Origin of the sequence: Brevundimonas sp., assembly GCF_036405315.1 — a bacterium.
Lineage (GTDB): Bacteria > Pseudomonadota > Alphaproteobacteria > Caulobacterales > Caulobacteraceae > Brevundimonas.
The window spans coordinates 1-22,108 of record NZ_DASWXW010000161.1; the positions used below are offsets into that span (position 1 = coordinate 1).

Below are 22,108 nucleotides of genomic sequence, written 5' to 3' on the forward strand. Positions count from 1 at the left end.
CCTGCTGCTGACCTTCTTCTATCGTCAGATGCCGGAGCTGATCGAACGCGGCCACGTCTATATCGCCCAGCCGCCGCTCTATAAGGTGTCGAAGGGCAAGCAGCACCGCTACGTCAAGGATCAGGCGGAGATGGACGCCTATCTGATCGAGGAGGGTTGCGCCGACGCCGAGCTGGACCTGTCGACCGGCGAGCGCCGCATGGGTCTGGACCTGCAAAGCCTGGTGCGCGAAGCCAAGGCCTTCAAAGCCCTGGTCGATCGTCTGGCCGCGCGCGCGCCCGCCTTCGCCATCGAACAGGGCGCTCTGGCCGGCCTGTTCACCGAGAGCGCCGGCGAGCTGGAGACGCGCGCCGCCAACGCCGCGACGCGCCTGAACCTCTACGCCGAGGAAGGCGACGGCCCCTGGTCGGGCGACCGCGCCGAGCAGGGCGGGGTGGTGTTCAGCCGCGTCCGCCGCGCCGTCAGCGAGACCATCGTCCTGGACGAACAACTCGGCCGCTCGCTGGACGCCCGTCGTCTGGCTGAACGCGCGGCCACCTTCGAGGGCCTGTTCGACCAACCCGCCGTCTATCGCCGCAAGGACAAGTCCATCACCATCCGAGGTCCTCTGGACCTGCTGAACGCCGTGCTGGACGCCGGCAAGAAGGGCATGGCCATCCAGCGTTACAAGGGTCTGGGCGAGATGAACCCCGAGCAGTTGTGGGAGACGACGCTGGACGTCAACGCCCGCACCCTGTTGCAGGTCAAGGTCGAGCACGGCGACGACGCCGACGACCTGTTCGCCAAGCTGATGGGGGACGTGGTGGAGCCCCGCCGCGAGTTCATCCAGGACAACGCCCTGGACGCCGCCGTCGACGTCTGATCGACGTCTGCGAGCCGATGGCGGGGCTGTCGGCTGGCACGAGGGAAATGCAGCGAAATTGTGTTTTTCTCGTGTCTCGCTTGCGGCGCCTTGACGCAGGGCTGGGTGCAGCGCACCACTAGCAGTGGTCGTTGAAGGCCCCGGGCTGGGGCGGGAGAAATTCATGAGAAGCTTGGTGTTCGCGGGTGCGGCTGCGCTCGCTCTTGTGTCCGCTTCGCCGGGGGCTCTGGCCCAGGATTCCAGCAAGACCGCCACCTATGGCGAGATCGTCCTGCGCGCGGGCTTCACTCCGGACCCGTATCGCGTCTCGGTGACGGCCGGGGGCGCCATCGACGCCTACAAGGACACGCCCCTGCCGGCGGCCTGCGTCGGCAATGTCGCCGAGGCCCCGGATTTTGAAGTCACCTACGAGGCGGGACGACTGCCGCTGGTGTTCCGCACCCTGTCGTCGGTGGACACGACCCTGATCATCAACGGGCCGGACGGAAGCTGGTCCTGCGACGACGACAGCTATGGCGACGGCGACGCCCAGGTGCGCTTCGACAAGCCGCGCAGCGGCACCTACGACGTGTGGATCGGCACCTTCGGCGGCGGCACGGCCAATGCGACCCTGCTGATCACCGAGACGCCCTGAACCGGCCGAGGCGAGGCGGCGGCGAGGGGCCTACTGGTCCTCGTCGAACTTGCGGGCGACCAGGTCGCTGAGGGCCTCGAGGGCTTCGGCCGCGTCGACGCCCTCGGCCTCGATCTCGACCCCGCAGCCGATCCCGGCGCCCAGCATCAGCAGGCCCATGATGGAGCGGGCGTCCACGGTGACGCCGTCGCGCGTGACGCGGATTTCGGCTTCGAAGCTGGAGGCCAGCTTGACGAACTTGGCCGAGGCGCGGGCGTGCAGGCCGCGCTGGTTGCAGATGTTGACCGTCGTCTGAACCGGCGCGTCGCTCATTTTTCCCCCGCCAGGACCCAGGACGCCACAGAGATGTACTTGCGCCCCGCGTCCTGCGCATGGGCGACGCAGGTCTCCAGGGTCTCGCGCCCGCGCACGCTGGCCAGCTTGATCAGCATGGGCAGGTTCAGCCCGGCGATGACCTCGGCGTGGGTCTGTTCCATCACCGAAATGGCCAGGTTGGACGGCGTGCCGCCGAACATGTCGGTCAGCAGGATGACGCCGTCGCCGTCGTTCACGGCGGCGGCGGCATCGACGATGTCGCGGCGGCGCCGCTCCATATCGTCTTCGGGGCCGATGCAGATCGCGGCCACGCCCCTTTGAGGGCCGACCACGTGCTCCATCGCCGCCAGAAATTCAGAGGCGAGGCCCCCGTGGGTGACGATCACCAGCCCGATCATGAAGGCTTCACCAAGACAATCCGCCCCGCGCTTCTGCTCTCAGCGAACACCCCCGGGGCGGCCAGACTGATCTGCAAGCCGGCTTTCATAGGCCAATCGCGCGCCGGTTCAAAGAGCGGCGAGCGCGGTTGCGACCACCTGACCCGCGGACGCCGGCCGCGGATCCAGCCGCAGTTGCGGAATCGTCACGCCGTCCCAGATCCAGGACGCCGCTTCGGGCATGCGCTCGACGGCCTCGTGCGTGCAGGCGACCGCCAGGACGATGCGGGCGAAGGACTGAACGGGGGCGGCGACGATGCCCAGGCCGCGCACTTCGATCTGACCGGCGATCGTGGCCGGGGCGACGGCGTAGAGGGCCCCGCCCGAGCTCCACAGATGGGTCCAGTCGTCGGCGATCAGCCGCCAGCCCTGGCCGATCAGCCGCAGGGCCAGATCGCTCTTGCCGACGCCCGACGGTCCCTGGATCAGGACGCCGCGCCAGCCGGCGGGCGTACGGCGGGCCACGGCAGTGGCGTGGAGCGGTTGCATGGGGTTGGTCATGGGCGGCGTCCGGCCAGGGGCAGAAGCACTTCGAAGCGGGCGCCGACCACGGCGCCGGCCTCATCGACGCGGTTCTCGGCGTGGACCCGGCCGCCGTGGGCGTCGATGATCTGACGCACGATGGACAGGCCGAGGCCCGAGTTGGCCCCGAAGACCGTGCCCTTGGGCCGCGAGGTGTAGAAGCGCTCGAACACCGTCTCGAGGTTCTCCGGCGGGATGCCGGGGCCGTCGTCCTCGACGCGGATGCGCAAGGGAAGGTCGGGACGGCTGTCGTCGCGCTCCAGCCGCACCCGGACCTCGCCGTCGGCCGGGCTGAACGAGCGGGCGTTGTCGATCAGGTTGCGGAACACCTGGCCCAGCGGAATGTCGCGGCCCATCACCCGCGCCGCCTCGGCGGTCGAGGCGAAGCGGACCGTCGCCTCGCCGGGCTTCTGGCCGCCCTCATAGACGGCGATGATGTCGCCGAGCAGTTCGTTGAGGTCGATCAGGCGCGGGCGGTCGCGCGACAGTTCGGCGTCCAGGCGCGAGGCGTTGGAGATGTCGGTGATCAGGCGGTCGAGGCGGCGCACGTCCTGCTGCAGCAGATTGGTCAGGCGTTGGCGCTGCTCGTCCGTCTTGACCAGGGGCAGGGTCTCCAGCGCCGAACGGATCGAGGTCAGCGGGTTCTTGATCTCGTGGCTGACGTCGGCGGCGAAGCGTTCGATGGCGTCCATGCGGGTCGACAGGGTCTCGGTCATCGACTCCAGGGCGCGGGCCAGGTCGCCGATCTCGTCCTTACGGTCCTCCAGGTCGGGCAGGGAGATGGCGCGGGCGCGCTGCAGACGCACCTGGTCCGCCGCCGCCGACAGGCGCATGACCGGACGGGCCACGAACAGGTGCAGCACCAGGGCCGACAGCAGGTTCACCGCCAGCGCGACCAGGGCGAAGGGGGTCAGGGCCCGGCGCTGGGCCGCCAGGGTCTCGTCCACGTCGCCGGCTTCCAGCGTCAGCACGCCCAGCACCTGCTGGACGTGACGCACGGGCAGGGAGACGGAGACGACCCGGTCGCCGTCCTCGTTTCGGCGCACGCCGGCCTGGGGCGCGCCTTGAAGGGCGCGCTCGACCTCGGCCGAAAGCTCGGCGTTGGCGCGTTTCACCCGGGCGGTCTCGCGGGGGGAGATCTCGTCGGGAGCAAGGGCGGTCCCGGCGGGATGCGCGGGGGGCAGGGGTTGACCGGGAATGGCGTCGGTCACGGCGTAGCTGTCCGAAACGATCAGACCGTCCTGATCGTAGAGACGCGCGCGCTGGCCCTCGGGAATGAAGTTGTCGCGCAGCCACAGACCCGCGGCGCCGGGGTCCAGCATCGGATAGGGCTCGCCCCGGGTGATGCCCAGTTCGCCCAGCACATTGGCCAGCAGCTTGGCCTGAACCGACAGGGATTCCTGACGCGCCTCGATCAGGCCGCGCTGCCATTCGTTCAGCGCCAGGGCGCCGCCGAACAGGATCAGCAGGCTGAGGAGGTTGAGCGCGAGAATGAAGCCGCCCAGGCGCGATCCGCCGAAGCGGAAACGGCGCCGCGCCGGGGCGTCCTCGATCTCAGCTTTCGCGGTAGCGGTAACCGACGCCATACAGGGTCTCGATCGCGTCGAACTCGGGATCGACCACCCGGAACTTCTTTCGCATCCGTTTGACGTGGCTGTCGATGGTGCGGTCGTCGACATAGACCTGATCGTCGTAGGCGGCGTCCATCAGGCTGTCGCGGCTCTTCACGAAGCCGGGGCGCTGGGCCAGGGCCTGAAGCAGCAGGAACTCGGTGACGGTCAGCTTGACCGGGCGACCTTCCCAGGTGCTCTCGTGGCGGGCCGGGTCCATCGACAGCTTGCCGCGCTTGATGGCCTTGCCGGCGGCCTCGGCGGCCGTCTCGACCTCGCCGCCGTCGGCACCGGTGCGGCGCAGCAGGGCCTTGACCCGTTCGATCAGCAGGCGCTGGCTGAAGGGCTTGTGGATGTAGTCGTCGGCGCCGAGGTTGAAGCCGAGGATTTCGTCGATCTCCTCGTCCTTGGAGGTCAGCATGATGACCGGAATCTGCGAGGTCTGACGCAGGCGGCGCAGCACCTCCATGCCGTCCATGCGCGGCATCTTCACGTCCAGGATCGCCAGATCCGGCGGCGTGGTCTCCAGGGCTTCCAGACCCGAGGCGCCGTCGTGATAGGCCGTCACCTTATGCCCGTGGCTTTCGAGGGCCAGGGACACGGAGGCGACAATGTTCTCGTCGTCGTCGACCAGAGTGATGTTGGCCAAGGGCTTCTCCTTAGTGCGGGCGGCGGTCGTGCGGTCAGTCGTCGCGGGTCGATGGCGAAACGCGCGACAAGCGTAACCGTTCTATTCTATCGAGGTGACATTACGGCCACAGCAGATGGTTCGCCAGAGCCTGTCTTTCAACCTTGGCGGCGAAAGGGCGAAACCTCGCCTTAAATCCTCGCGGCGCAGGGTGTCGGGGCAATACGCCTGAAAGACGCCATGGCCGGTCCGGTTCACTACGAAATCTACATCCGCAAGACGCCCCCGTCCTCGTGGGCGCTGGAGATGGCGACCGAGGACCGCAAGCAGGCGGTCGAGACGGCCGAGGACCTGCTGCGGGACGGCCGCGCCTGCGCCGTGCGCGTCACCAAGGAGACGCTGGACCCCGACACCATGGAGTTCGCCAGCGTGGTGGTCCTGAACCGCGGCGCGCCCGAGGTGAAGCGCAAGCGCGCCGTGGTCGAGGACCAGGCCGGGCCCAATTGCCGCGGGGTGCAGGACCTCTATGCGCCCCACGCCCGCGAACTGATCGGGCGGGTGCTGGAGGACTGGCTGAACCGTCAGGGCGTGACGGCCTTCGAACTGCTGCACCGGCCGGATCTGGCCGAGCGGCTGGAGGCCTCGGGCGTCGAACTGCAGCACGCGATCCAGAAGGTCGCCGTGCCCGAGAGCCAGAACAGCGGTCAGGCCGTCCATGATCTGGTGCGCCATTATCAGCGGCTCAGCGAACAGGCGATCGAGAGGCTGCTGCAGGCCGGGCGCCGCGATCAATTTCCCAGCCTGGCCGAACGGTCGGTCGCGGACGTGGCGCATCGGCTGAACGGGTCGTCCGACCGCGCCTTCATCATGGGCGGGGTGGTCGCCGGGGCGCTGACGGGCGTCAAGGGCGCGCGCGCGCGGCTGGATCGCTTGATGGACCTGTGCGACCGGGCGCCGATGGACGGCCCGCCGCGCGCCCTGGTGCTGGTGCCGGTGGAACAACTGCTGTGCGAGCTTCTGGGATCGCGCGCCGGCCTGGCCCAGATTCTCGGCCCGTCCCTGGATCAGGGCTCCAGCCTGGCGGCGGTGGTGCGCATGGTGGCCCCGCGCGAGATCGGCGCCCTGATCGCTCATGATCCCAAGCTGGCGGTCCTGGTGCCGCCGGTCGAGGGCGGCCCGGCGCGTCTGGGCGAGCGGCTGGCGGCGGGCGAGTTCCCCCTGCTGGCGGCCTCGCTGGCGCGGATGGTGGTGCGCGAGCTGATGAGCCAGCGCCGTCTGCGGCCCGGCGACCCCGAGGGCGAGATCGACATCCTGCGCGCCCTGGCCATGACCCTGACGGCCACGGCCGGGCGCCTGCTGACGCTGGAGGAGGTGCAGACCGCCTTCGTCGAGCGGTCCAAGAGCCTGGTCACGGCGGACTTCGTCGCCGCCTTTGTCAAATCCTGCCCCAACGTCCTGTGCGAGGTCGAGCGGCTGACGCGGCTGTGCGAGAACGTCACCGGCGGGGGCAACAAGCGTTCGGCGGCGCGCTGGCTGGACGCCTGCGTCACCTCGCTGAGATTCGAGACCGAGATGCGGGCTTCGGGCCTGACCCCCGGACAGAAGCTGATGGCGCTGGCGACCCTGCAGCGGGCGGTGCGCAACGCCGCCCTGTCCGAGCGGGATCGCGACGCCGTGGTGGCGGCCCTGGGCGTGGTCGGGGGCTCGGTCGAGGCGGACGCCAGGCTGACGGCCCAGATCGTCCGCGCCCCCGCCCCCGCGCCGCAGAAGCTGGCCGCCCTGCTGCGGCTGGCGGCGGGCGAAACCGGGCCGACCGGCCCCGTGGCGGACCGCGCCAAGGCCGAAGCGGTCAAGCTGTTCCGCGCGCCAGAGGTGCGCACAGCCCTGGGCGCGGCGCCCGAAGCGGTGCAGACCCTGCGCCCCCTGTTGAAGGCGGTGGGCTTGGCCGCCTGACCCCTCAGTCGAAGATGTCGAAGATGTCCATCCGCTTCTTCTTCTTGCGGTAGTGGTAGTCGTCGTCGCGGCGGCGATCGTCCGAATAGCGCGGCGGCTCGCGATAGCCCTGCGGCTGGCCGCCCCAAGGTTGCTGCATGGGCTGTTGCTGGACCGGCTGCTGATAGGTCGGCTGCGGCGGGGCTGCGGCGCGGCCTTCCTCGGTGGCGCCGGCCATCAGCTTTTCCAGTTCGCCGCGATCCAGCCAGACGCCGCGGCAGGTCGGGCACATGTCGAACTGGACGCCGTTGCGATCCAGCGTCTGCATGGCGGCGTTGTCATTGGGGCACATCAACAGGGGCATGGAATCCTCGTCCTCGAATGATGCGGTCCGACATCACGCCGCCGAAGCGCCGCCAGAGGGGCCCGTCCCGCTGAGAAAGAGTTAGGCGGCGCGTGCGGGCCCCACAACCTGCGCCGACGCCGCAGGGCGACCTGGCGACATCAGGTCAGCAGCTCTGGCCCGCCGCCCAGCCGGACGACCAGGCCCACTGGAAGTTGTAGCCGCCCAGCCAGCCGGTCACGTCCACCACCTCGCCGATGAAGAAGAGGCCGGGCACGGATCTCGCCTCCATCGTCTGCTGGTCCAGGGCGGCGACATCCACCCCGCCCAGGGTGACTTCGGCGGTGCGATAGCCCTCGGACCCGACCGGCTTGACGGTCCAGGCGCTGACGGCCTCGGCCATCGCCCGCAGCTTATTGTCCCCGACCTCGGCCAGCTTGCCCGACAGGCCCTCGCGGGCGCAGATCACCTCGGCCAGACGGCGCGGGATGATGTGCCCGAGCGCGGTGTGCACCGCCTGCTTGCCGTTCTCGGTCTTGGCCGCCAGCATCCGGGCGGCGACGTCCTCGCCGGGCGCCATGTTGACCGTGATGGCCTCGCCCTCGCGCCAGTAGGAGCTGATCTGCAGGATCGCCGGCCCGGACAGGCCGCGATGGGTGAACAGCATCGCCTCCTTGAACTGGGGCCTATCGCCCTTCTGGCTGCTTGAGGCCGGGTTCGGGGCCGCCTTGACCACGGCGTCCACGGCCACGCCCGCCAGCGGCTTGAGCTGCTCCAGCAGGCCCGGCTCGAAGGTCAGGGGCACCAGGGCGGGCCTCGTCTCGGTCACGCGCAGGCCGAACTGGCGCGCCACCTCATAGCCCCAGCCGGTCGCGCCCATCTTGGGGATGGACTTGCCGCCGGTGGCCACCACCAGAGAGGCCGTCGAGACGCGGGCGCCGTCGTCCAGCGTCACCTCGAAACGGTCGCCGCTGCGGCTGATGGCGGTCACGCCGAGGCCCAGCGAGAGGGTCACGCCCGCCGTCTTCATCTCGTCCGTCAGCATGCGGATGATCTGCTTGGCGCTGTCGTCGCAAAACAGCTGGCCGAGCGTCTTCTCGTGCCAGGCGATGCCGTGGCGCTCGACCATTTTCAGGAAGTCGTGCTGGGTGAACCGCTTCAGCGCCGACAGGGCGAAGCGCGGGTTTTCACTCAGGAAGTTCGCCCCGCTGGTTCCCAGATTGGTGAAGTTGCAGCGCCCGCCGCCCGAGATGCGGATCTTCTCGCCCGGCGCGCGGGCGTGGTCGATGACGCGCACGCGGCGGCCGCGCTTGCCCGCCTCGATGGCGCACATCATGCCGGCCGCGCCGGCGCCGACGATCAGGACGTCGAGATCTGAAGACTTCATCGCCCCGCCCTAGCAGGCGCGGACGCCTGAAGCGACCTTAGAGACCAAGCGCCGCTCGGTAGCCCGGATGCACCAGGTCGGCGTGTTCAGGGTGCTTCTTCAGATAGCCGGCGAAGAAGGGGCAGGTCGGCAGGATGACCAGGCCGCGCGCCTTCAGGTCGGCCAGCACGTGTCTGGCCATGCGGCTGGCTATGCCGCGTCCCTCCAGCGGGATCGGGACGATGGTCTCGGTGATCAACAGGCCGCCGGCGACCGGATTATAGATGACCACGGCGGTTTCGCCGTCCACGGTCAGCTCGTAGCGTTTGGCCTCGGCGTTGTCGTGGATGTCGGGGTCGAGGCTCATGCTTGGCTCCTGCAGCAAGGTCGGTCAGCCTAGCCCGGCCGCCCGAGAAAGGGGAGGGGACGTCGCCGCCCCCTCCGTCCCATCAGAAGCTGTAGTCCAGCTGGACCCAAGTCTGACGGCCGTAGATGTCGTACCAGCCGATCGAATAGTTCGGCCAGCCGCCGGTGCGGTCCTCGGGATAGCGGTCGGCGATGTTGTTCATGATCACCGAGACCGAGGCCTTGTCGTTGACGCGATAGCGGACGCTGGCGTTGAACACGGCGTAGGGATCGCGCTCCGAGGCATAGTCGTTGGTCGGAATGGTCCCGTAGCGGACGCCGTAGAGGGTGGTCGTCCACGGCCCGACGTCCCAGGTGACGCTGCCCGACATGCGGTCGCGCCAGTCCGACTGACGCGACAGGTCGCGCAGATAGTCGAAGGTCGGATCGCCGTCGAACTGCCGGTATTCGTGCTCCAGCACCCTGGTGTAGGTCAGGCTGCCGCTCAGTCGGCCGTAGCGGTCGAAGTCGTGGCGGGCGTTGACGGTGGCGTCGAAGCCGCGCGTCGTCTCGCTGGCCGCATTGATCGGATTGACGGTGATGCGCGTGACCTGGTTCGGGTTGATCGCCGCATTGGCCGGATTGCGCGCCACCCGCCCGACATAGTCGAGGCAGAGGGCTGAGGTCGGATCGACCGTCCCGCCGCTGGGCGTGCGGCCGATGCGGCAGTCGGCCTCGGTGCGCAGGATGATGTCCTCGCTCAGCGACGTCACCTGCTGGCTGATCTCCAGATCATAATAGTCGAACTGGATGTCGAAGGCCTTGCTGGGCGTCCAGACGAAGCCGGCGGTGAAGGACTTGCCCTTTTCCGGCTGCAGCTCGGCGTTGCCGCCGCGCGTGAAGTCCATGTTGTACTGGATGTCGCAGCTGGAATAGTCCTGCCCCTCCAGGCGGCACTGATAATAGTCCGTTACGCCGGGGTAGTAGCCGCGCGTCTCGGTGGCGAAGATGTAGTTCATGTCCGGGGCGCGGAAGCTGGTCGAATAGCTGGAGCGCAGCATCAGGCTGGGGATCGGACGGTATTGCAGACCCAGGCTATAGGTCGGGCTGTCCACCGAATCGCCGCGATATTCGTAGCGATCGTAGCGGCCGGCCACCGTGGCGGTCAGCTGCTCCAGGATCGGCACGCGCAGTTCCAGACCCGCCGCCTGACGCTTGCGCTCGCCGCCCGAGGGTTGCGACCCGCTGGTGTTCCAGGCGACCCCGGTGTTCAGGCGCGCGTCGGGCTGGTTCCTGTAGCCCTGCTCGCCGATCTCGACGACGGCGGCGGCTTGCAAGGCCCCTGCCGGAAGCTGCCACAGGTCGCCGTCCACCGAGAGGGTGAAGTCCTGCAGCCAGGAGGTGTTGTGGTCGGTGAAGCGGTCGGAAATCGCGTCGAACTCGCCCGGCGTCAGGGGCGTGTAGAGACGGTTGGCGGCGGGGGCGTAGACCGGCTGGGTGGTGCCGGAGACCTGACGCGTGCCCTGCTGGGCGCCCAGGAAGAAGGTGTCGATGCCGGTCAGCAGCCGCACCCGGCTTTGGTCGCTGACATACTCCGAGCGGTTGAAGGCCGCCTCGTAGCGCCAGTCGCCAATGTGGCCGCGCACGCCCAGGACCGCGTTCCAGTTTTCCTCGTCGTAGCGGTTGCCGACGCCGAAGGCGCCGCCCGTCTCCTCGGGCGTCAACACCCGATTCCAGGTCTCCAGCCGCCCGGCCGTCTCGCTCCAGAAGGTCTTGTTCCAGCTCAGCGAGCGCACGACGTTGTCGACCTGGGTCTTGCCGTAGAGGAACTCGCCGAACACCTCCGCAGCGTCGTTCAGGTGATAGGTCAGGCCCAGATAGGCGTTGCCCGACTCCTTCTGCGTCTGGATCGTCCGGGTGCTGTAATAGGCGTCGCTGCCGCAATAGGAGCCGCCGCTGGCCGCCACGACGCGTTCGATCGTGCCGCCCTGCAACGAGCCCAGGCCTTCGCACAGACCGGCGGGCGGGTCGTAATAGGCGCGGGTGATCGGGTTGCGGTTCGAGAACATGGCCGGCGGGACCGCGCCCGGCCCGGCGTAGCGGGTGTAGGACTCGCTGGTCTCGCGGTCGCCCCAGAAGATGGCGTCGCGCTGGCTGTATTCCAGACTGCCGACCACATCCAGACGGTCCCAGCTGCGGCCGCCCGACAGCTGGGCGCGCCAGTTCTCGCCGCCGCCCTGTTCGGTGCCGCCATAGCGCAGCGAGGCGTCGAAGCCGTCGGTCTTCTGCTTCAGCTTGATGTTGACCACTCCGGCGATGGCGTCCGAGCCATAGATGGCGCCCGCGCCTCCGGTCAGGACCTCGATCCGGTCGACCACGGCGTTGGGCAGGTTGGCCAGGTTCACCGCATTGACCGAGCCGTTGTAGGCCGACGGATATTCCGCCACCCGCCGCCCGTTCAGCAGGACCAGGGTGTGGTTGGGGCCGAGTCCGCGCAGGGAGATGACGTTGGCCGCCGGGGTGAAGGTGGCGCCGAAGTCCTCGCCCTGGACCGAGCCGGTGTTCTGGGTAGCCTGGCTCAGGGCGTCGAAGACGCTGCGGAAGCCGCGCGTGTCGATGGCCTCGCCGGTCAGGACCGAGACGGGGGCGACCCCCTCCAGATCGACGCGGCGGATGCGCGAGCCGGTGACGACGACCTCATCGACCGTCGCGGCCGCCTCGGGTTCGGGCGTCTCGACCTGCGCCGGGGCGGATTGGGCGAAGGCGGGGGCGGCCGCCGTCAGGGCGATGGCGGCGACCGACAGTCGCAGCAGACTCTTTTTCACAACTAAACCTTGTTCTTGGAGGGATGTTCCAAGTGGTCAAGGTTTAGGCAAAATTTTCACCTCGAACAGCCGCGATCGTCGCGCGTTTCTTTTAGAAGTTTGCAGCGATCAGAGAGAAACGCTCAACGAGGGATCAGTGCGCCTCGTCCCAGTTGGCGGCGGCCTTGGCCTCGACCACCAGGGGCACGCTCAGGGCCACGGCGGGGTCGGCGGCGCCTTCCATGATCTTGCGCACCACGACCAGGGCGCGCTCGGCCTCGGCCTCGGGGGCTTCGAAGATCAGTTCGTCGTGGACCTGCAGCAGCATGCGGGTCTTCAGGCCCGCCTCAAGCAGGGCGCCCGGCATGCGGATCATGGCGCGGCGGATGATGTCGGCGGCGGCGCCCTGGATCGGGGCGTTGATGGCGGCGCGTTCGCCGAACTGACGCTCGGCGCCCGACTTGGAATGGATCGCCGGAATGTGGATGCGACGCCCGAAGACGGTGGTGACGAAGCCGTGCGCTTTCACGAAGGCCTTGGTCTTGTCCATGTAGGCGCGGATGCCGGGGAAGCGTTCGAAATAGGTCTTGATGTAGGCTGCGGCCTCGCCCTGGTCGATGCCCAGCTGGGCGGCCAGACCAAAGGCCGAGATGCCATAGACGATGCCGAAATTGATGGCCTTGGCGCGGCGGCGGGTTTCCGACGGCATGCCTTCGACGGGGACGCCGAACATCTCGGACGCAGTCGCCGCGTGAATGTCGAGGCCGGCCTTGAAGGCGCGCTTCAGTTCGGGAATGTCGCCGATGTGGGCCAAGAGGCGCAGCTCGATCTGGCTGTAGTCGGCTGAGATCAGCACATGGCCCGGCGAGGCGATGAAGGCCTGACGGATCAGGCGGCCGGTCTCGGTGCGGATCGGGATGTTCTGCAGGTTGGGATCGGAGGAGGCCAGGCGCCCCGTCGTCGCCGCCGCCAGCTGATAGGAGGTGTGCACCCGGTGCGTGGCCGGATCGGCGGCCGCCACCAGGGCGTCGGTATAGGTGCCCTTCAGCTTGGACAGCTGGCGCCAGTCGAGGATGGCGCGCGGCAGGTCATGGCTCAGGGCCAGGTCTTCCAGCACGCTGGCCTCGGTGCCCCATTGGCCGCTGGCGGTCTTCTTGCCGCCGGGCAGGTTCATCTCGCCGAACAGGATCTCGCCTATCTGACGCGGGCTGCCGACGTTGAACGGGCGGCCCGCCAGCTTGTGCGCCTGCTCCTCCAGCTCGGCCATGCGCTGGCCGAAGGTCGAGGACAGCGAACGCAGACGGTCGGGATCGACCCGCACCCCGTTCAGCTCCATGTCGGCCAGAACGGCGGGCATGCCGCGCTCCAGGGTCTCATAGACGGTGGTCAGGCGCTCGGCGGCCAGACGCGGTTTCAGCAGCTTGTAGAGGCGCAGGGTCACGTCGGCGTCCTCGGCGGCGTAGCAGGTCGCCGGCTTCAGCTCGACGTGCTTGAAGCTCTTCTGGCTCTTGCCCGTGCCCGCCACGCTCTTGAACGGGATGGGCTCGTGGCCGAGGTGCAGGCGCGCCAGCTCGTCCATGCCGTGACCGTGCAGCCCGCCTTCCAGCACGTAGCTGATCAGCATGGTGTCCTCGATCGGGGACACGCGGACGCCGCGCCGGGCCATGACGGCGAGGTCGTATTTGATGTTCTGGCCGACCTTCAGCACCGCCGGGTCTTCCAGCAGGGTCTTGAGGCGTTCCAGAGCGGTGGGCTTGTGGATCTGCGTCAGCGGTTCGCGCGTCTCGCCGCCGCCGAGGTCGAGACCGAAGTCCAGGCCCCCGTCCCCCGTCGGCTCATGATCGTGAGTCAGGGGAATGTAGCAGGCCTCGTTCGGCCCGACAGCGAGCGAGACGCCGCACAGACCCGCGTGGGTGGCCGACAGGGCGTCGGTCTCGGTGTCGAAGCCGATGACCCCGGCGGCGCGGGCGCGGGCGATCCAGCGGTCCAGATCCTCCAGCGTCTGCACGCACTCGTATTTGTCGCGGTCGAAGGCGTGGACTTCGTCGGGCGTCGCTGTCTCGGTCTGGCCGTAACGCGGCGTGGCGACCGGGGCCGAGGGCTGGCGAGCGAAGGCCGAGCCCTCCTTGGCGGGCGCCTTGCCGTCGCCGACGCGGCGCAGCAGGGAGCGGAACTCCATCCGCTCCAGGAACTCGGACAGCACGGCCGGGTCGGGATCGCGGATCAGGAAGTCGTCGACCGGCTCGGGCGCCGGGGCGTCGCAGGTCAGTTTGACCAGTTCGCGCGACAGGCGGATCTGATCGGCGAAGTTGATCAGGGTCTCGCGCCGCTTGGGCTGCTTGATCTCGCCGGCGCGGGCCAGAAGCGTGTCGAGGTCGCCGTATTCGTGGATCAGCTGGGCCGCCGTCTTGGGCCCGATGCCGGGGGCGCCGGGGACGTTGTCGACGCTGTCGCCGATCAGGGCCTGAACCTCGACCACCTTGTCGGGCGTGACGCCGAACTTCTCGAAGACGGCGTCTTCTTCCAGGCGGCGGTCCTTCATCGGGTCGTACATGACGACGCCGTTCCCGATCAACTGCATCAGATCCTTGTCGGAGCTGACGATGACCGCCTCGCCGCCCAGGTCGCGGACCTTGCAGGCATAGGTGGCGATCAGGTCGTCGGCCTCATAGCCGGGCAGTTCGATCCCATGCACGCCGAAGGCGGCGGTCGCCTCGCGCACCAGGGGGAACTGCGGGACCAGGTCCTCGGGCGCCGGGGGGCGGTGGGCCTTGTACTGATCATAGAGATCGTTGCGGAAGGTCTTTTCCGAGTGGTCGAAGACGGCGACCAGATGGGTCGGGCCGTCCTCGCCCTTCATGTCGCGGATCAGCTTCCACAGCATGTTGCAGTAGCCCTGGACCGCGCCGACCGGCAGGCCGTCCGACTTGCGCGTCAGGGGCGGCAGGGCGTGATAGGCGCGGAAGATATAGGCCGAGGCGTCGATCAGCCACAGCCGGGGCGGCGGTCCGTCCTGGGTCAATTCACGCGCGGGGGGGCGGGCGGTGGTGTCGGCGTCGGATTCGATGGGCGCGTCGGTCATGGCGCGAACATAGGGGGCACGAGGCCCCCCGTCATCCGGCCTTGTGAGCGATTACGGCTGCCAGCCGCCCGGCGTTTCGGGGATGACGTCGTCGCCCTCGACGGCGATTTCGCCGCGGGTCTTGCGGACCTCGGCCCAGGCGGCGCGCAGCAGCTCGGTCACGCCCTCGCCGGACACGCCGGACACCAGATAGGGCGTCTTGCCTGACGCCGCCTTCAGTTCCGCGACCTTCTCCGCGCGCTCTTCGGGCGACAGGGCGTCGATCTTGTTCAACGCCAACAGTTCGGTCTTGTCGGCCAGGCCCTCGCCATAGGCGTCCAGCTCGCCGCGAATGATGCGATAGGCCTCGGCCACGTCTTCCTGGGTGCCGTCGATCAGGTGGATCAGGCTGGCCGACCGCTCGACGTGACCGAGGAAGCGGGTGCCCAGGCCCGCGCCCTCATGGGCGCCTTCGATCAGGCCGGGGATGTCGGCGATGACGAAGCGTTCCGAGGGGCTCAGGTCCACCATGCCGAGGTTGGGGGTCAGGGTGGTGAAGGGATAGTCCGCCACCTTGGGCTTGGCCGCCGAGACCGCCGCCAGGAAGGTCGACTTGCCGGCGTTGGGCAGGCCCGCCAGACCGATGTCGGCGATCAGCTTCAGCCGCAACCAGATCCAGCGCTCCTGAAACTCCTGACCGGGGTTGGCGAAGGTCGGGGCCTGATTGGTCGGGCCCTTGAAGCGGGTGTTGCCCCAGCCGCCGTTGCCGCCCGAGAGCAGCTTCACCTTCTGGCCCGCCTTGTCCATGTCGACCAGGACGGTTTCCTTGTCCTCGTCCAGCACCTGGGTGCCGACCGGGACGCGCAGGACCACGTCGTCGCCCTTGCCGCCGTGCATCTGGCGACCTTGGCCGTGGTGGCCGGTCTGGGCCTTGAAATGCTGCTGGTAGCGATAGTCGATCAGGGTGTTCAGCCCGTCGACCGCCTCGATCCAGACGTCGCCGCCCTTGCCGCCGTCGCCGCCGTCGGGACCGCCGTTGGGGATGAATTTCTCGCGTCGGAACGAGACGGCGCCGGCGCCGCCGGCGCCCGAACGAATATAGATCTTGGCCTGGTCGAGGAACTTCATGCGGGCCTTATGGCCGAAGAGAGCGGCGATTTACAGGCCGGCGACGACGCGGGGTGTTTTCAACCCCGCGCCCAGACGCCGAAGGGGTCGCTCCACGGCAGGTCCAGGGCCTCGGCCACGGCGGGATAGGTGATCTCGCCCTTCAGCACGTTCAGGCCGCGGGCCAGATGCGGGTCCTTGCGCAGGGCCTCCAGTCCCCTGTCCGCCAGGGCCAGGCCGAAGGGCAGGGTGGCGTTGTTCAGCGCCTCGGAGCTGGTGCGCGGCGCGGCCCCCGGCATGTTGGCGACGCAGTAGTGGACCACCCCGTCGATGACATAGGTCGGGTCCTCGTGGGTGGTCGGCCGGGAGGTCTCGAAACAGCCGCCCTGGTCGATGGCCACGTCGATCAGGACGCTGCCCGGCTTCATCGATTTCAGCTGGTCGCGGCGGACCAGGGTGGGGGCCTCGGCGCCGGGGACCAGCACCGCCCCGATGACCACGTCGGCCTTGACCAGTTCCTCCTCGATGGCCCCGATCGAGGAATAGCGGGTGATGACCCGTCCGCCGGTCAGTTCGTCGATCTCGCGCATGCGGGGGATCGACCTTTCCAGAACGACCACCTCGGCGCCCAGGCCCATGGCCATGCGCGCGGCGTTCAGTCCCACGACCCCGCCGCCCAGCACCAGAACCCGCGCGGGCGCCACGCCCGGCACGCCGCAGAACAGCAGGCCCATGCCGCCGTTGTGCTTCAACAGGGTTTCGGCGGCGGAAAAGACGGCGATGCGCCCGGCCACCTCGGACATGGGCGCCAGCAGCGGCAGGCCGCCGTTCCTGTCCGTCACCGTTTCATAGGCGATGGCGGCGCATTTCGAGGCCAGCAGGCCCCTGGTCTGTTCAGGATCGGGAGCCAGATGCAGATAGGTGAAGAGGATGTGGTCGGGCCGCAGTCGCGCCCATTCGACGGGTTGCGGCTCCTTGACCTTCACGATCATCTCGCTGTCGGCAAACACCGTCTCGGCGTCGGCGACGATGTTGGCCCCGGCCTTCTTGTAGTCGGCGTCGGTGAAGCCGGCGCCCAGTCCGGCGCCGGTCTCGATCCGCACCTCGTGGCCGTGGGCGACGTACTCGCGCACCGCCGTGGGGGTCAGGCCGACCCGGTGTTCGTTGGTCTTGATCTCGCGGGGCACGCCGACACGCATGGGTTTCGTCCCTGAGTTCGTCGCCCCTTCGAGCGAGGCGAACCGAAGGCTAAACCCGCGCTTGCGGAACGGCTAGCCGTAACGTCGAAATTCGAGCTTGCGCTGCGGCGAGGCGGCGCCCACCTCGAACGGCGACGCTTTAGGGGAATGACGCGTTGAATGACGACCACGGCCGTGCCGGCGCCTGGTTCGGCCTGGCGCTGGCGGCGATGCTGGCCGCGGCGCCGGGGCTGGCGGCGGGCGGGGCTCCGCTTCTGCCCCTGTTCCTCGCCGGGGTCGGTCTGGCCTGCTGCCTGCACGGCCCCAGCCGTCGCCTGGTCATGGACAAGGCTCTGGCGGTCTTCAGCGGGCCCGCGGCCCGCACCCTGGTCCTGCTGGCCGGGGCGATCCTGATGATTCAGGTGCTGCCGTTCGAACTGGCCCTGCTGATGGCCGGCGACGTCCTGGCCTATATGGAGGTGGTCGCCGCCGTCGGCCTGATCGCCGCCCATGCCCGCCTGCCGCTGATCCGGGCGCGCCTGCAAGGCCATGTCGCGGCGACGCTCGCGCCGATGCGACGGCGTCTGGCGGCGCGGTCGCCGCGGCCCGCCATGCGCCGACGCAGACCGGCGCGGTCTGCCGACGAAGACCGCGCCGCAAATGGGGACCTGGTTTGGGCCTGAGCCGTCCCTAGTGTTTGATGTCCTTGGCGGCGTCCTCGACGGCCTTGCCGGCGGCCTGGGTGTCCTTGCCCACGCCGGCGACGGTGTTGCAGGCGGCGGTGGTCAGCAGGGCGGCGGCGGCGGCGAGAATGAACAGTTTGCGCATAGGCGGCTCCTAGGTGAGGGCGACAGTTCCAGCCCCCGAAATCAACGCGGCGGGCGCGGGGCAGTTCCTGCCAAGCTGGCGGCGTCGGCGGGCATCACCGCCTCGGGGGTCGCAAAGGTGAGGCGGGCGATGGAGCCGCCGCCGGGCGCCTCGACCATTTCCGCATGGCCGCGAAGTTGCTTGGCGAAGGCGCTCATCAGCGTCCGGCCGACCCCCGCGGCGGCGGCCGCCTCGCCCATGCCGGGACCGTCGTCCTGAACCTCCAGCACGCTGGTGTCGCCGTTGACGCGGAAGCGCACCTGCAGATCGCCGCCGCGTCCGGCGAAGGCGTGCTTCTGGGCGTTGGAGACGGCCTCGACCAGCCACAGGGCCACCGGCGCCAGCTTGTCGGGGTCGATCACCAGGGCGTCGGCCTCGACCGAGCTCGTCACCAGCGGGCCGCGCATGGCCTCGCCGGACACCAGTTGTCCGACCAGTTCGGTCAGGAAGGCGCGCGAGTCCGCCTCGCGGATGTCCTCGCTCTGGTAGAGGGTGCGGTAGATCAGGGCCAAGGCCGTGATCCGCTGGCGGGTGTCGCCCAGAGCGGCCCGCGCGGCGGGGTCGGCGACCGCCCGCTGCTGCATCGACAGCAGGGACGAGATGATCTGCAGATTGTTCTTCACCCGGTGGTGGATCTCGCGCATCAGCGCGTCCTTCTCGTCCAGGGAGTCCAGAAGCGCCTTGTCGCGGCGGGTGATGGTGTCGCCCAGCGTCCCCAGGGTCCGGGCCAGGACGCGGATTTCGGCCGGGGCGTGCTCGGCCTGGATGGGGCGCACCGAGAACCGGCCTCGGGCGTAGATGGCGGCGACGCGCTCCAGATAGCTGAGCCAGCGGATCACGATCCGCTCGGACAGCAGCATGACGGCGGCGAAGGCCAGGGCCCAGGCCCCGAGCGGCAACAAGAAGGTGCCGATCGGATTCAGCCGCGCCCACGACAGGATGCCCGGCGCCGGGGCCGACAGCAGCACGAACAGGTCGCGTCCGGCCAGGGCCGTGCCGGCGTAGACGTGGGCGCGTCCTTCGGCGTCGCGGCTCTCAAACAGCGAGGAGCGCCCCAGCCGCGCCTCGGCGACCCAGTCGGCCACGGCGCCGCCGCCGCGGCCCGTCAGGTTGAAGACGGCGGGGTCGGTCGAGACGAGGATGCGGCCAGCGGCGTCGGTCAAGGCCGACTGGGCGCCCGGCGGCAAGGCGGGATCACGAATGTCGGGCCGCAGCGACGTCAGCGGGATCACGGCCGCGACGGCGCCCTGGAAGGCGCCCAGGGGGCGTTCGGAACGGACGGCGACGATGAGGGCGTTCGGATCGTCCGGCGCCCGCTCCATGACCACGTCCTCGCCCTGACGGAGGCGTTGATACCAGGCCTGGCCGCGGACTTCGTCCGCAACGGCGGGGGCGGCCGGGGTCGCGTCGCTGCGCGAAGCGCACACCGCCTCGCCGGTCGCGCTGTAGCGGCGAAGGGCCGAGATGGCGTCCAGCCGGGTGACAAGCGTGGTCAGGCGCGGCTCGCAGTAGAAGCCGACCGCCTCGGGCGCCAGGGCCTGCAACAGGACCACGGTGCTGTCGATCCGGGCCTTGGCGTCCGTGGCGCTGCGTTCGGCCGCCAGCTGCAGGTCGATGCGGCGCTCCTCGGCCTGACGTTGGAACTCGGCCTGGGTCTGGACGGCGCTGAGCACGAGGATGGGAAGCAGGGCCACGGCCATGGCCATGCCTAGCCGAAAGCGGATGCCCTGGACGCTCGGGCGGCCCAGCTTCAGTCCCCATGCGCGGCCGAACCGCACCATGCGTCAGTTCTGCCTGGCGCCGCTCAGCCTGTCGGCGTCGGCGAGGATGGAGCGCATGGCGTCACCGGCGGCCTTGCCGTCGCGACCGTAGCCGCCCCGCTCCAGCGTCGCCTGCAGCGCCTTGCGGGCGCGCGACACGCGGCTTTTAACCGTGCCGACGGCGCACTGGCAGATTTCAGCGGCCTCCTCGTAGGCGAAGCCGCCGGCGCCGACGAGGATCAGGGCTTCGCGCTGTTCCTCGGGCAGGGTCCTGAGCGCCTGACGCAGTTCGTCCAGGGCGACCGGCGCCTCCGGATCGTCGACCGCGACCAGGGTCCGTTCTGCGGCTTCCTGATCCAGCTGGGTCTGACGCCAGGAGCGGCGCTTCTCGGAATAGAACTGGTTGCGCAGGATCATGAAGGTCCAGGCCTTCATGTTGGTGCCCATCTGATAGCTGGCCCGAGCGTCCCAGGCCTTCATCATGGCTTCCTGGGCCAGGTCGTCCGCCGAGGTGGGGTCTCCGGTCAGAGTGCGCGCGAAGGCCCGCAGATGCGGGATCAGCGTCACCAGTTCCTTCTTGAAGGCCGCGTCGTCGGCCGACGGCGGTTTGGGCGGCGCGCTGGAGATGCTCACTGGCCCCCCTTGGTCGACGACCGTTCGTCGGCCCGCCGCAGGATGTCCAGGAATTCGTCCGGGACCGGCTCGTTGACCACCTGGTCGAACATATGGCGCAGCTTCACGCCGATGGCCTGCTGGCGCAGACGCACCTCTTCCAGTCCCTGGTCCTTCGACGCGGGCGCGTCGGGACGCGGGCTGGTGTCTTTGAAATCAATCATGGAGTTACGGCCGCCGCCCAAGCCTTGAGGTGTCGTTCATCGAAGCGGGAAACGCCGCCTCGGTCGAAGAGTTCCTAGCCCTGTGCATTTTTATGCTCAAGCTTTAGGGGCGGAGGGAACCGCTGCGGACTTGATACGTTGATTGGAGTCGCTGCGCCCTCCGGTCGAGGGCTCTAACCGTCGGGGAAATTTGTATGAGTCTTCTGGCCAGGCTTGCGCCGCATCTGCCCTACGTCCGCCGCTACGCGCGCGCTCTGACCGGGGACCAGAGCACCGGCGACAACTATGTCCGCGTCGCCCTGGAGGCGCTGGCCGCGGGCGAGCGTCAATTGCCGACCGACATGACGCCGCGCGTCGCCCTCTATCACGTCTTCCACGCCATCTGGTCGTCGACAGGCGCACAGCTCGAGGACGGCAGCGGCCTGGAAGGCGGCGACGACGCCGCGCGCCGGCTGATGCGGATCTCGCCGCGTTCGCGCCAGGCCTTCCTGCTGACCGCGCTGGAGGGGTTCACCCCGTCCGAGGCGGCGCAGATCCTCAGCGTCGATCCGCGCACGGTCGAGCGCCTGATCGCCGAGGCCCAGTCCGACATCGACGCCGAACTGGCTACCGATGTCCTGATCATCGAAGACGAGGCCATCATCTCGGCGGACATCGAAAGCCTGGTGAAGGAGTTGGGGCATCGGGTGACGGGCACCGCCACCACCCATGACGAAGCGGTCGACGCCGTGACGCGCCATCGTCCGGGTCTGGTCCTGGCCGACATCCAGCTGGCCGACGGTTCGTCGGGCATCGACGCGGTCAAGGACATCCTGAAACGCTTCGACGTGCCGGTCATCTTCATCACCGCCTTCCCTGAGCGGTTGCTGACGGGCGAACGGCCCGAGCCGACCTTCCTGATCACCAAGCCCTTCCAGCCGGAGACGGTGAAGGCGGCGATCAGCCAAGCCCTGTTCTTCCACCCCTCGCGCCAGAAACAGGCCGCCTGACGCACGGCCCGATCCGCCGTCCGACCCGAGGCCCCGGCGGCGTCCGCCGGGGCTTTCGGCTGTCAGGAGGGGGGCGGAGCGGGGGCCGCAGGCGGTGCGGCGGCGGGCGGCGATCCGCTGGGACGGTTGAAGGCGGCGGAATCGGCGCGCGTGCCGCCGGCGTCGGGATTGACGGTCTGGAAGCCGCCGTTGCTGAGCAGCCACATGCCGAGCAGCAGGATGGCCGCCGCCCCGCCGGACAGGATCAGCAACCACAGGATGCGCACCCCGCCCCGGCCCTGGCGGACATACTGGGCTTCGATCGGCGCATGGTGCTCGACGGCGTCGGCGGAGTGGGAGTGGGGATCCTGATGGGTCATCGCGCTCTCCGGGTCAGAAGTCTGCGTCTGAAACGCAAGCCGTGGCGCGGCCGTTCCGGTCGAGCCGGGCGAGGTTATCTCCCGCGGCGCGCGGAACCTGCGTTGCAGGTTGTCGTTATGTCAGGGCGGAGAAGGCGAAGCCCCCGACTTAAA

Annotated in this window: 21 protein-coding genes and 1 pseudogene; 5 read left to right on the forward strand and 17 right to left on the reverse strand. The window is 69.0% G+C overall.

Annotated elements, in window-relative coordinates; all coding sequences use genetic code 11:
- A pseudogene (locus VGE49_RS10060) lies at positions 1–862 on the forward strand (DNA gyrase subunit B); the annotation flags it as partial.
- 163 nt (positions 863–1,025) lie between these two features.
- The gene (locus VGE49_RS10065; protein WP_331034423.1) at positions 1,026–1,496 is read left to right on the forward strand and encodes a peptidase S1; all 471 of its coding nucleotides are present in this window, start codon (positions 1,026–1,028) and stop codon (positions 1,494–1,496) included.
- A 30-nt stretch (positions 1,497–1,526) separates the two neighbouring features.
- Here VGE49_RS10065 and VGE49_RS10070 read toward each other — a convergent pair whose 3' ends face one another.
- From VGE49_RS10070 to VGE49_RS10090, 5 genes are all read right to left on the reverse strand, one after another.
- On the reverse strand, positions 1,527–1,808 hold the full coding sequence (locus VGE49_RS10070) for an HPr family phosphocarrier protein (protein ID WP_331034424.1): 282 nt from the start codon (positions 1,806–1,808) through the stop codon (positions 1,527–1,529).
- Positions 1,805–2,209, reverse strand: a complete 405-nt coding sequence (locus VGE49_RS10075; protein ID WP_184266786.1) for a PTS sugar transporter subunit IIA — start codon at positions 2,207–2,209, stop codon at positions 1,805–1,807. Before VGE49_RS10075 ends, VGE49_RS10070 begins: the two co-directional genes overlap by 4 nt.
- Positions 2,210–2,317: 108 nt before the next feature.
- Positions 2,318–2,737 (reverse strand): HPr kinase/phosphorylase, encoded by a 420-nt coding sequence (locus VGE49_RS10080; protein ID WP_331034425.1) that lies wholly within the window; start codon positions 2,735–2,737, stop codon positions 2,318–2,320.
- Between the two features lie 8 nt (positions 2,738–2,745).
- Entirely contained in the window at positions 2,746–4,356 is a 1,611-nt protein-coding gene (locus VGE49_RS10085; protein WP_331034426.1) for an ATP-binding protein, read from the reverse strand.
- A complete protein-coding gene (locus VGE49_RS10090; protein ID WP_105564558.1) occupies positions 4,325–5,029 on the reverse strand; it encodes a response regulator transcription factor in 705 nt (234 codons plus the stop codon). The genes VGE49_RS10085 and VGE49_RS10090 overlap by 32 nt, the downstream gene beginning before the upstream one ends.
- 219 nt (positions 5,030–5,248) lie before the next feature.
- Here VGE49_RS10090 and VGE49_RS10095 point away from each other — a divergent pair, with 219 nt between their 5' ends.
- Positions 5,249–6,961, forward strand: a complete 1,713-nt coding sequence (locus VGE49_RS10095) for a hypothetical protein (RefSeq protein WP_331034427.1) — start codon at positions 5,249–5,251, stop codon at positions 6,959–6,961.
- Positions 6,962–6,965: 4 nt separating this feature from the next.
- Here VGE49_RS10095 and VGE49_RS10100 read toward each other — a convergent pair whose 3' ends face one another.
- The 7 genes from VGE49_RS10100 to ald form a co-directional block, all read right to left on the reverse strand.
- Positions 6,966–7,304: a TFIIB-type zinc ribbon-containing protein gene (locus tag VGE49_RS10100; RefSeq protein WP_331034428.1), complete on the reverse strand. Its 339-nt coding sequence runs from the start codon at positions 7,302–7,304 to the stop codon at positions 6,966–6,968.
- A gap of 145 nt (positions 7,305–7,449) precedes the next feature.
- A complete protein-coding gene (locus VGE49_RS10105) occupies positions 7,450–8,670 on the reverse strand; it encodes a BaiN/RdsA family NAD(P)/FAD-dependent oxidoreductase (RefSeq protein ID WP_331034429.1) in 1,221 nt (406 codons plus the stop codon).
- A gap of 37 nt (positions 8,671–8,707) precedes the next feature.
- Positions 8,708–9,016, reverse strand: a complete 309-nt coding sequence (locus tag VGE49_RS10110; RefSeq protein ID WP_331034430.1) for a GNAT family N-acetyltransferase — start codon at positions 9,014–9,016, stop codon at positions 8,708–8,710.
- 82 nt (positions 9,017–9,098) lie between these two features.
- Positions 9,099–11,819 carry a TonB-dependent receptor plug domain-containing protein gene (locus VGE49_RS10115; protein WP_331034431.1) on the reverse strand — a complete coding sequence of 907 codons (2,721 nt, stop codon included), beginning with the start codon at positions 11,817–11,819 and terminating at the stop codon, positions 9,099–9,101.
- A 133-nt stretch (positions 11,820–11,952) separates the two neighbouring features.
- Positions 11,953–14,880 carry a DNA polymerase I gene (gene polA, locus VGE49_RS10120; protein WP_331034432.1) on the reverse strand — a complete coding sequence of 976 codons (2,928 nt, stop codon included), beginning with the start codon at positions 14,878–14,880 and terminating at the stop codon, positions 11,953–11,955.
- 51 nt (positions 14,881–14,931) lie between these two features.
- A complete protein-coding gene (obgE, locus tag VGE49_RS10125) occupies positions 14,932–15,987 on the reverse strand; it encodes a GTPase ObgE (protein WP_331034433.1) in 1,056 nt (351 codons plus the stop codon).
- 59 nt (positions 15,988–16,046) lie between these two features.
- A complete protein-coding gene (gene ald / locus VGE49_RS10130; RefSeq protein WP_331034434.1) occupies positions 16,047–17,165 on the reverse strand; it encodes an alanine dehydrogenase in 1,119 nt (372 codons plus the stop codon).
- A gap of 155 nt (positions 17,166–17,320) precedes the next feature.
- Here ald and VGE49_RS10135 point away from each other — a divergent pair, with 155 nt between their 5' ends.
- The gene (locus VGE49_RS10135; protein WP_331034435.1) at positions 17,321–17,827 is read left to right on the forward strand and encodes a hypothetical protein; all 507 of its coding nucleotides are present in this window, start codon (positions 17,321–17,323) and stop codon (positions 17,825–17,827) included.
- A gap of 7 nt (positions 17,828–17,834) precedes the next feature.
- Here VGE49_RS10135 and VGE49_RS10140 read toward each other — a convergent pair whose 3' ends face one another.
- The 4 genes from VGE49_RS10140 to nepR are packed head-to-tail and all read right to left on the reverse strand — an operon-like array spanning position 17,835 to position 20,607.
- A complete protein-coding gene (locus tag VGE49_RS10140) occupies positions 17,835–17,972 on the reverse strand; it encodes an entericidin A/B family lipoprotein (RefSeq protein WP_331034436.1) in 138 nt (45 codons plus the stop codon).
- A gap of 41 nt (positions 17,973–18,013) precedes the next feature.
- Positions 18,014–19,792, reverse strand: coding sequence for a sensor histidine kinase PhyK (gene phyK / locus VGE49_RS10145; protein ID WP_331034437.1), 1,779 nt, complete (start codon positions 19,790–19,792; stop codon positions 18,014–18,016).
- A 3-nt stretch (positions 19,793–19,795) separates the two neighbouring features.
- Positions 19,796–20,404 carry a sigma-70 family RNA polymerase sigma factor gene (locus VGE49_RS10150; protein ID WP_331034438.1) on the reverse strand — a complete coding sequence of 203 codons (609 nt, stop codon included), beginning with the start codon at positions 20,402–20,404 and terminating at the stop codon, positions 19,796–19,798.
- Positions 20,401–20,607, reverse strand: coding sequence for an anti-sigma T factor NepR (nepR, locus tag VGE49_RS10155; RefSeq protein ID WP_331034439.1), 207 nt, complete (start codon positions 20,605–20,607; stop codon positions 20,401–20,403). Before nepR ends, VGE49_RS10150 begins: the two co-directional genes overlap by 4 nt.
- 194 nt (positions 20,608–20,801) lie before the next feature.
- On the opposite strand from nepR, the gene phyR reads away from it, so the two are divergent.
- A complete protein-coding gene (gene phyR / locus VGE49_RS10160; RefSeq protein ID WP_331034440.1) occupies positions 20,802–21,596 on the forward strand; it encodes an anti-anti sigma factor/receiver protein PhyR in 795 nt (264 codons plus the stop codon).
- Positions 21,597–21,658: 62 nt separating this feature from the next.
- Here the strand turns inward: phyR and VGE49_RS10165 are convergent, their stop codons facing one another.
- A complete protein-coding gene (locus tag VGE49_RS10165) occupies positions 21,659–21,955 on the reverse strand; it encodes a hypothetical protein (RefSeq protein WP_331034441.1) in 297 nt (98 codons plus the stop codon).
- Positions 21,956–22,108 lie beyond the last annotated feature (153 nt).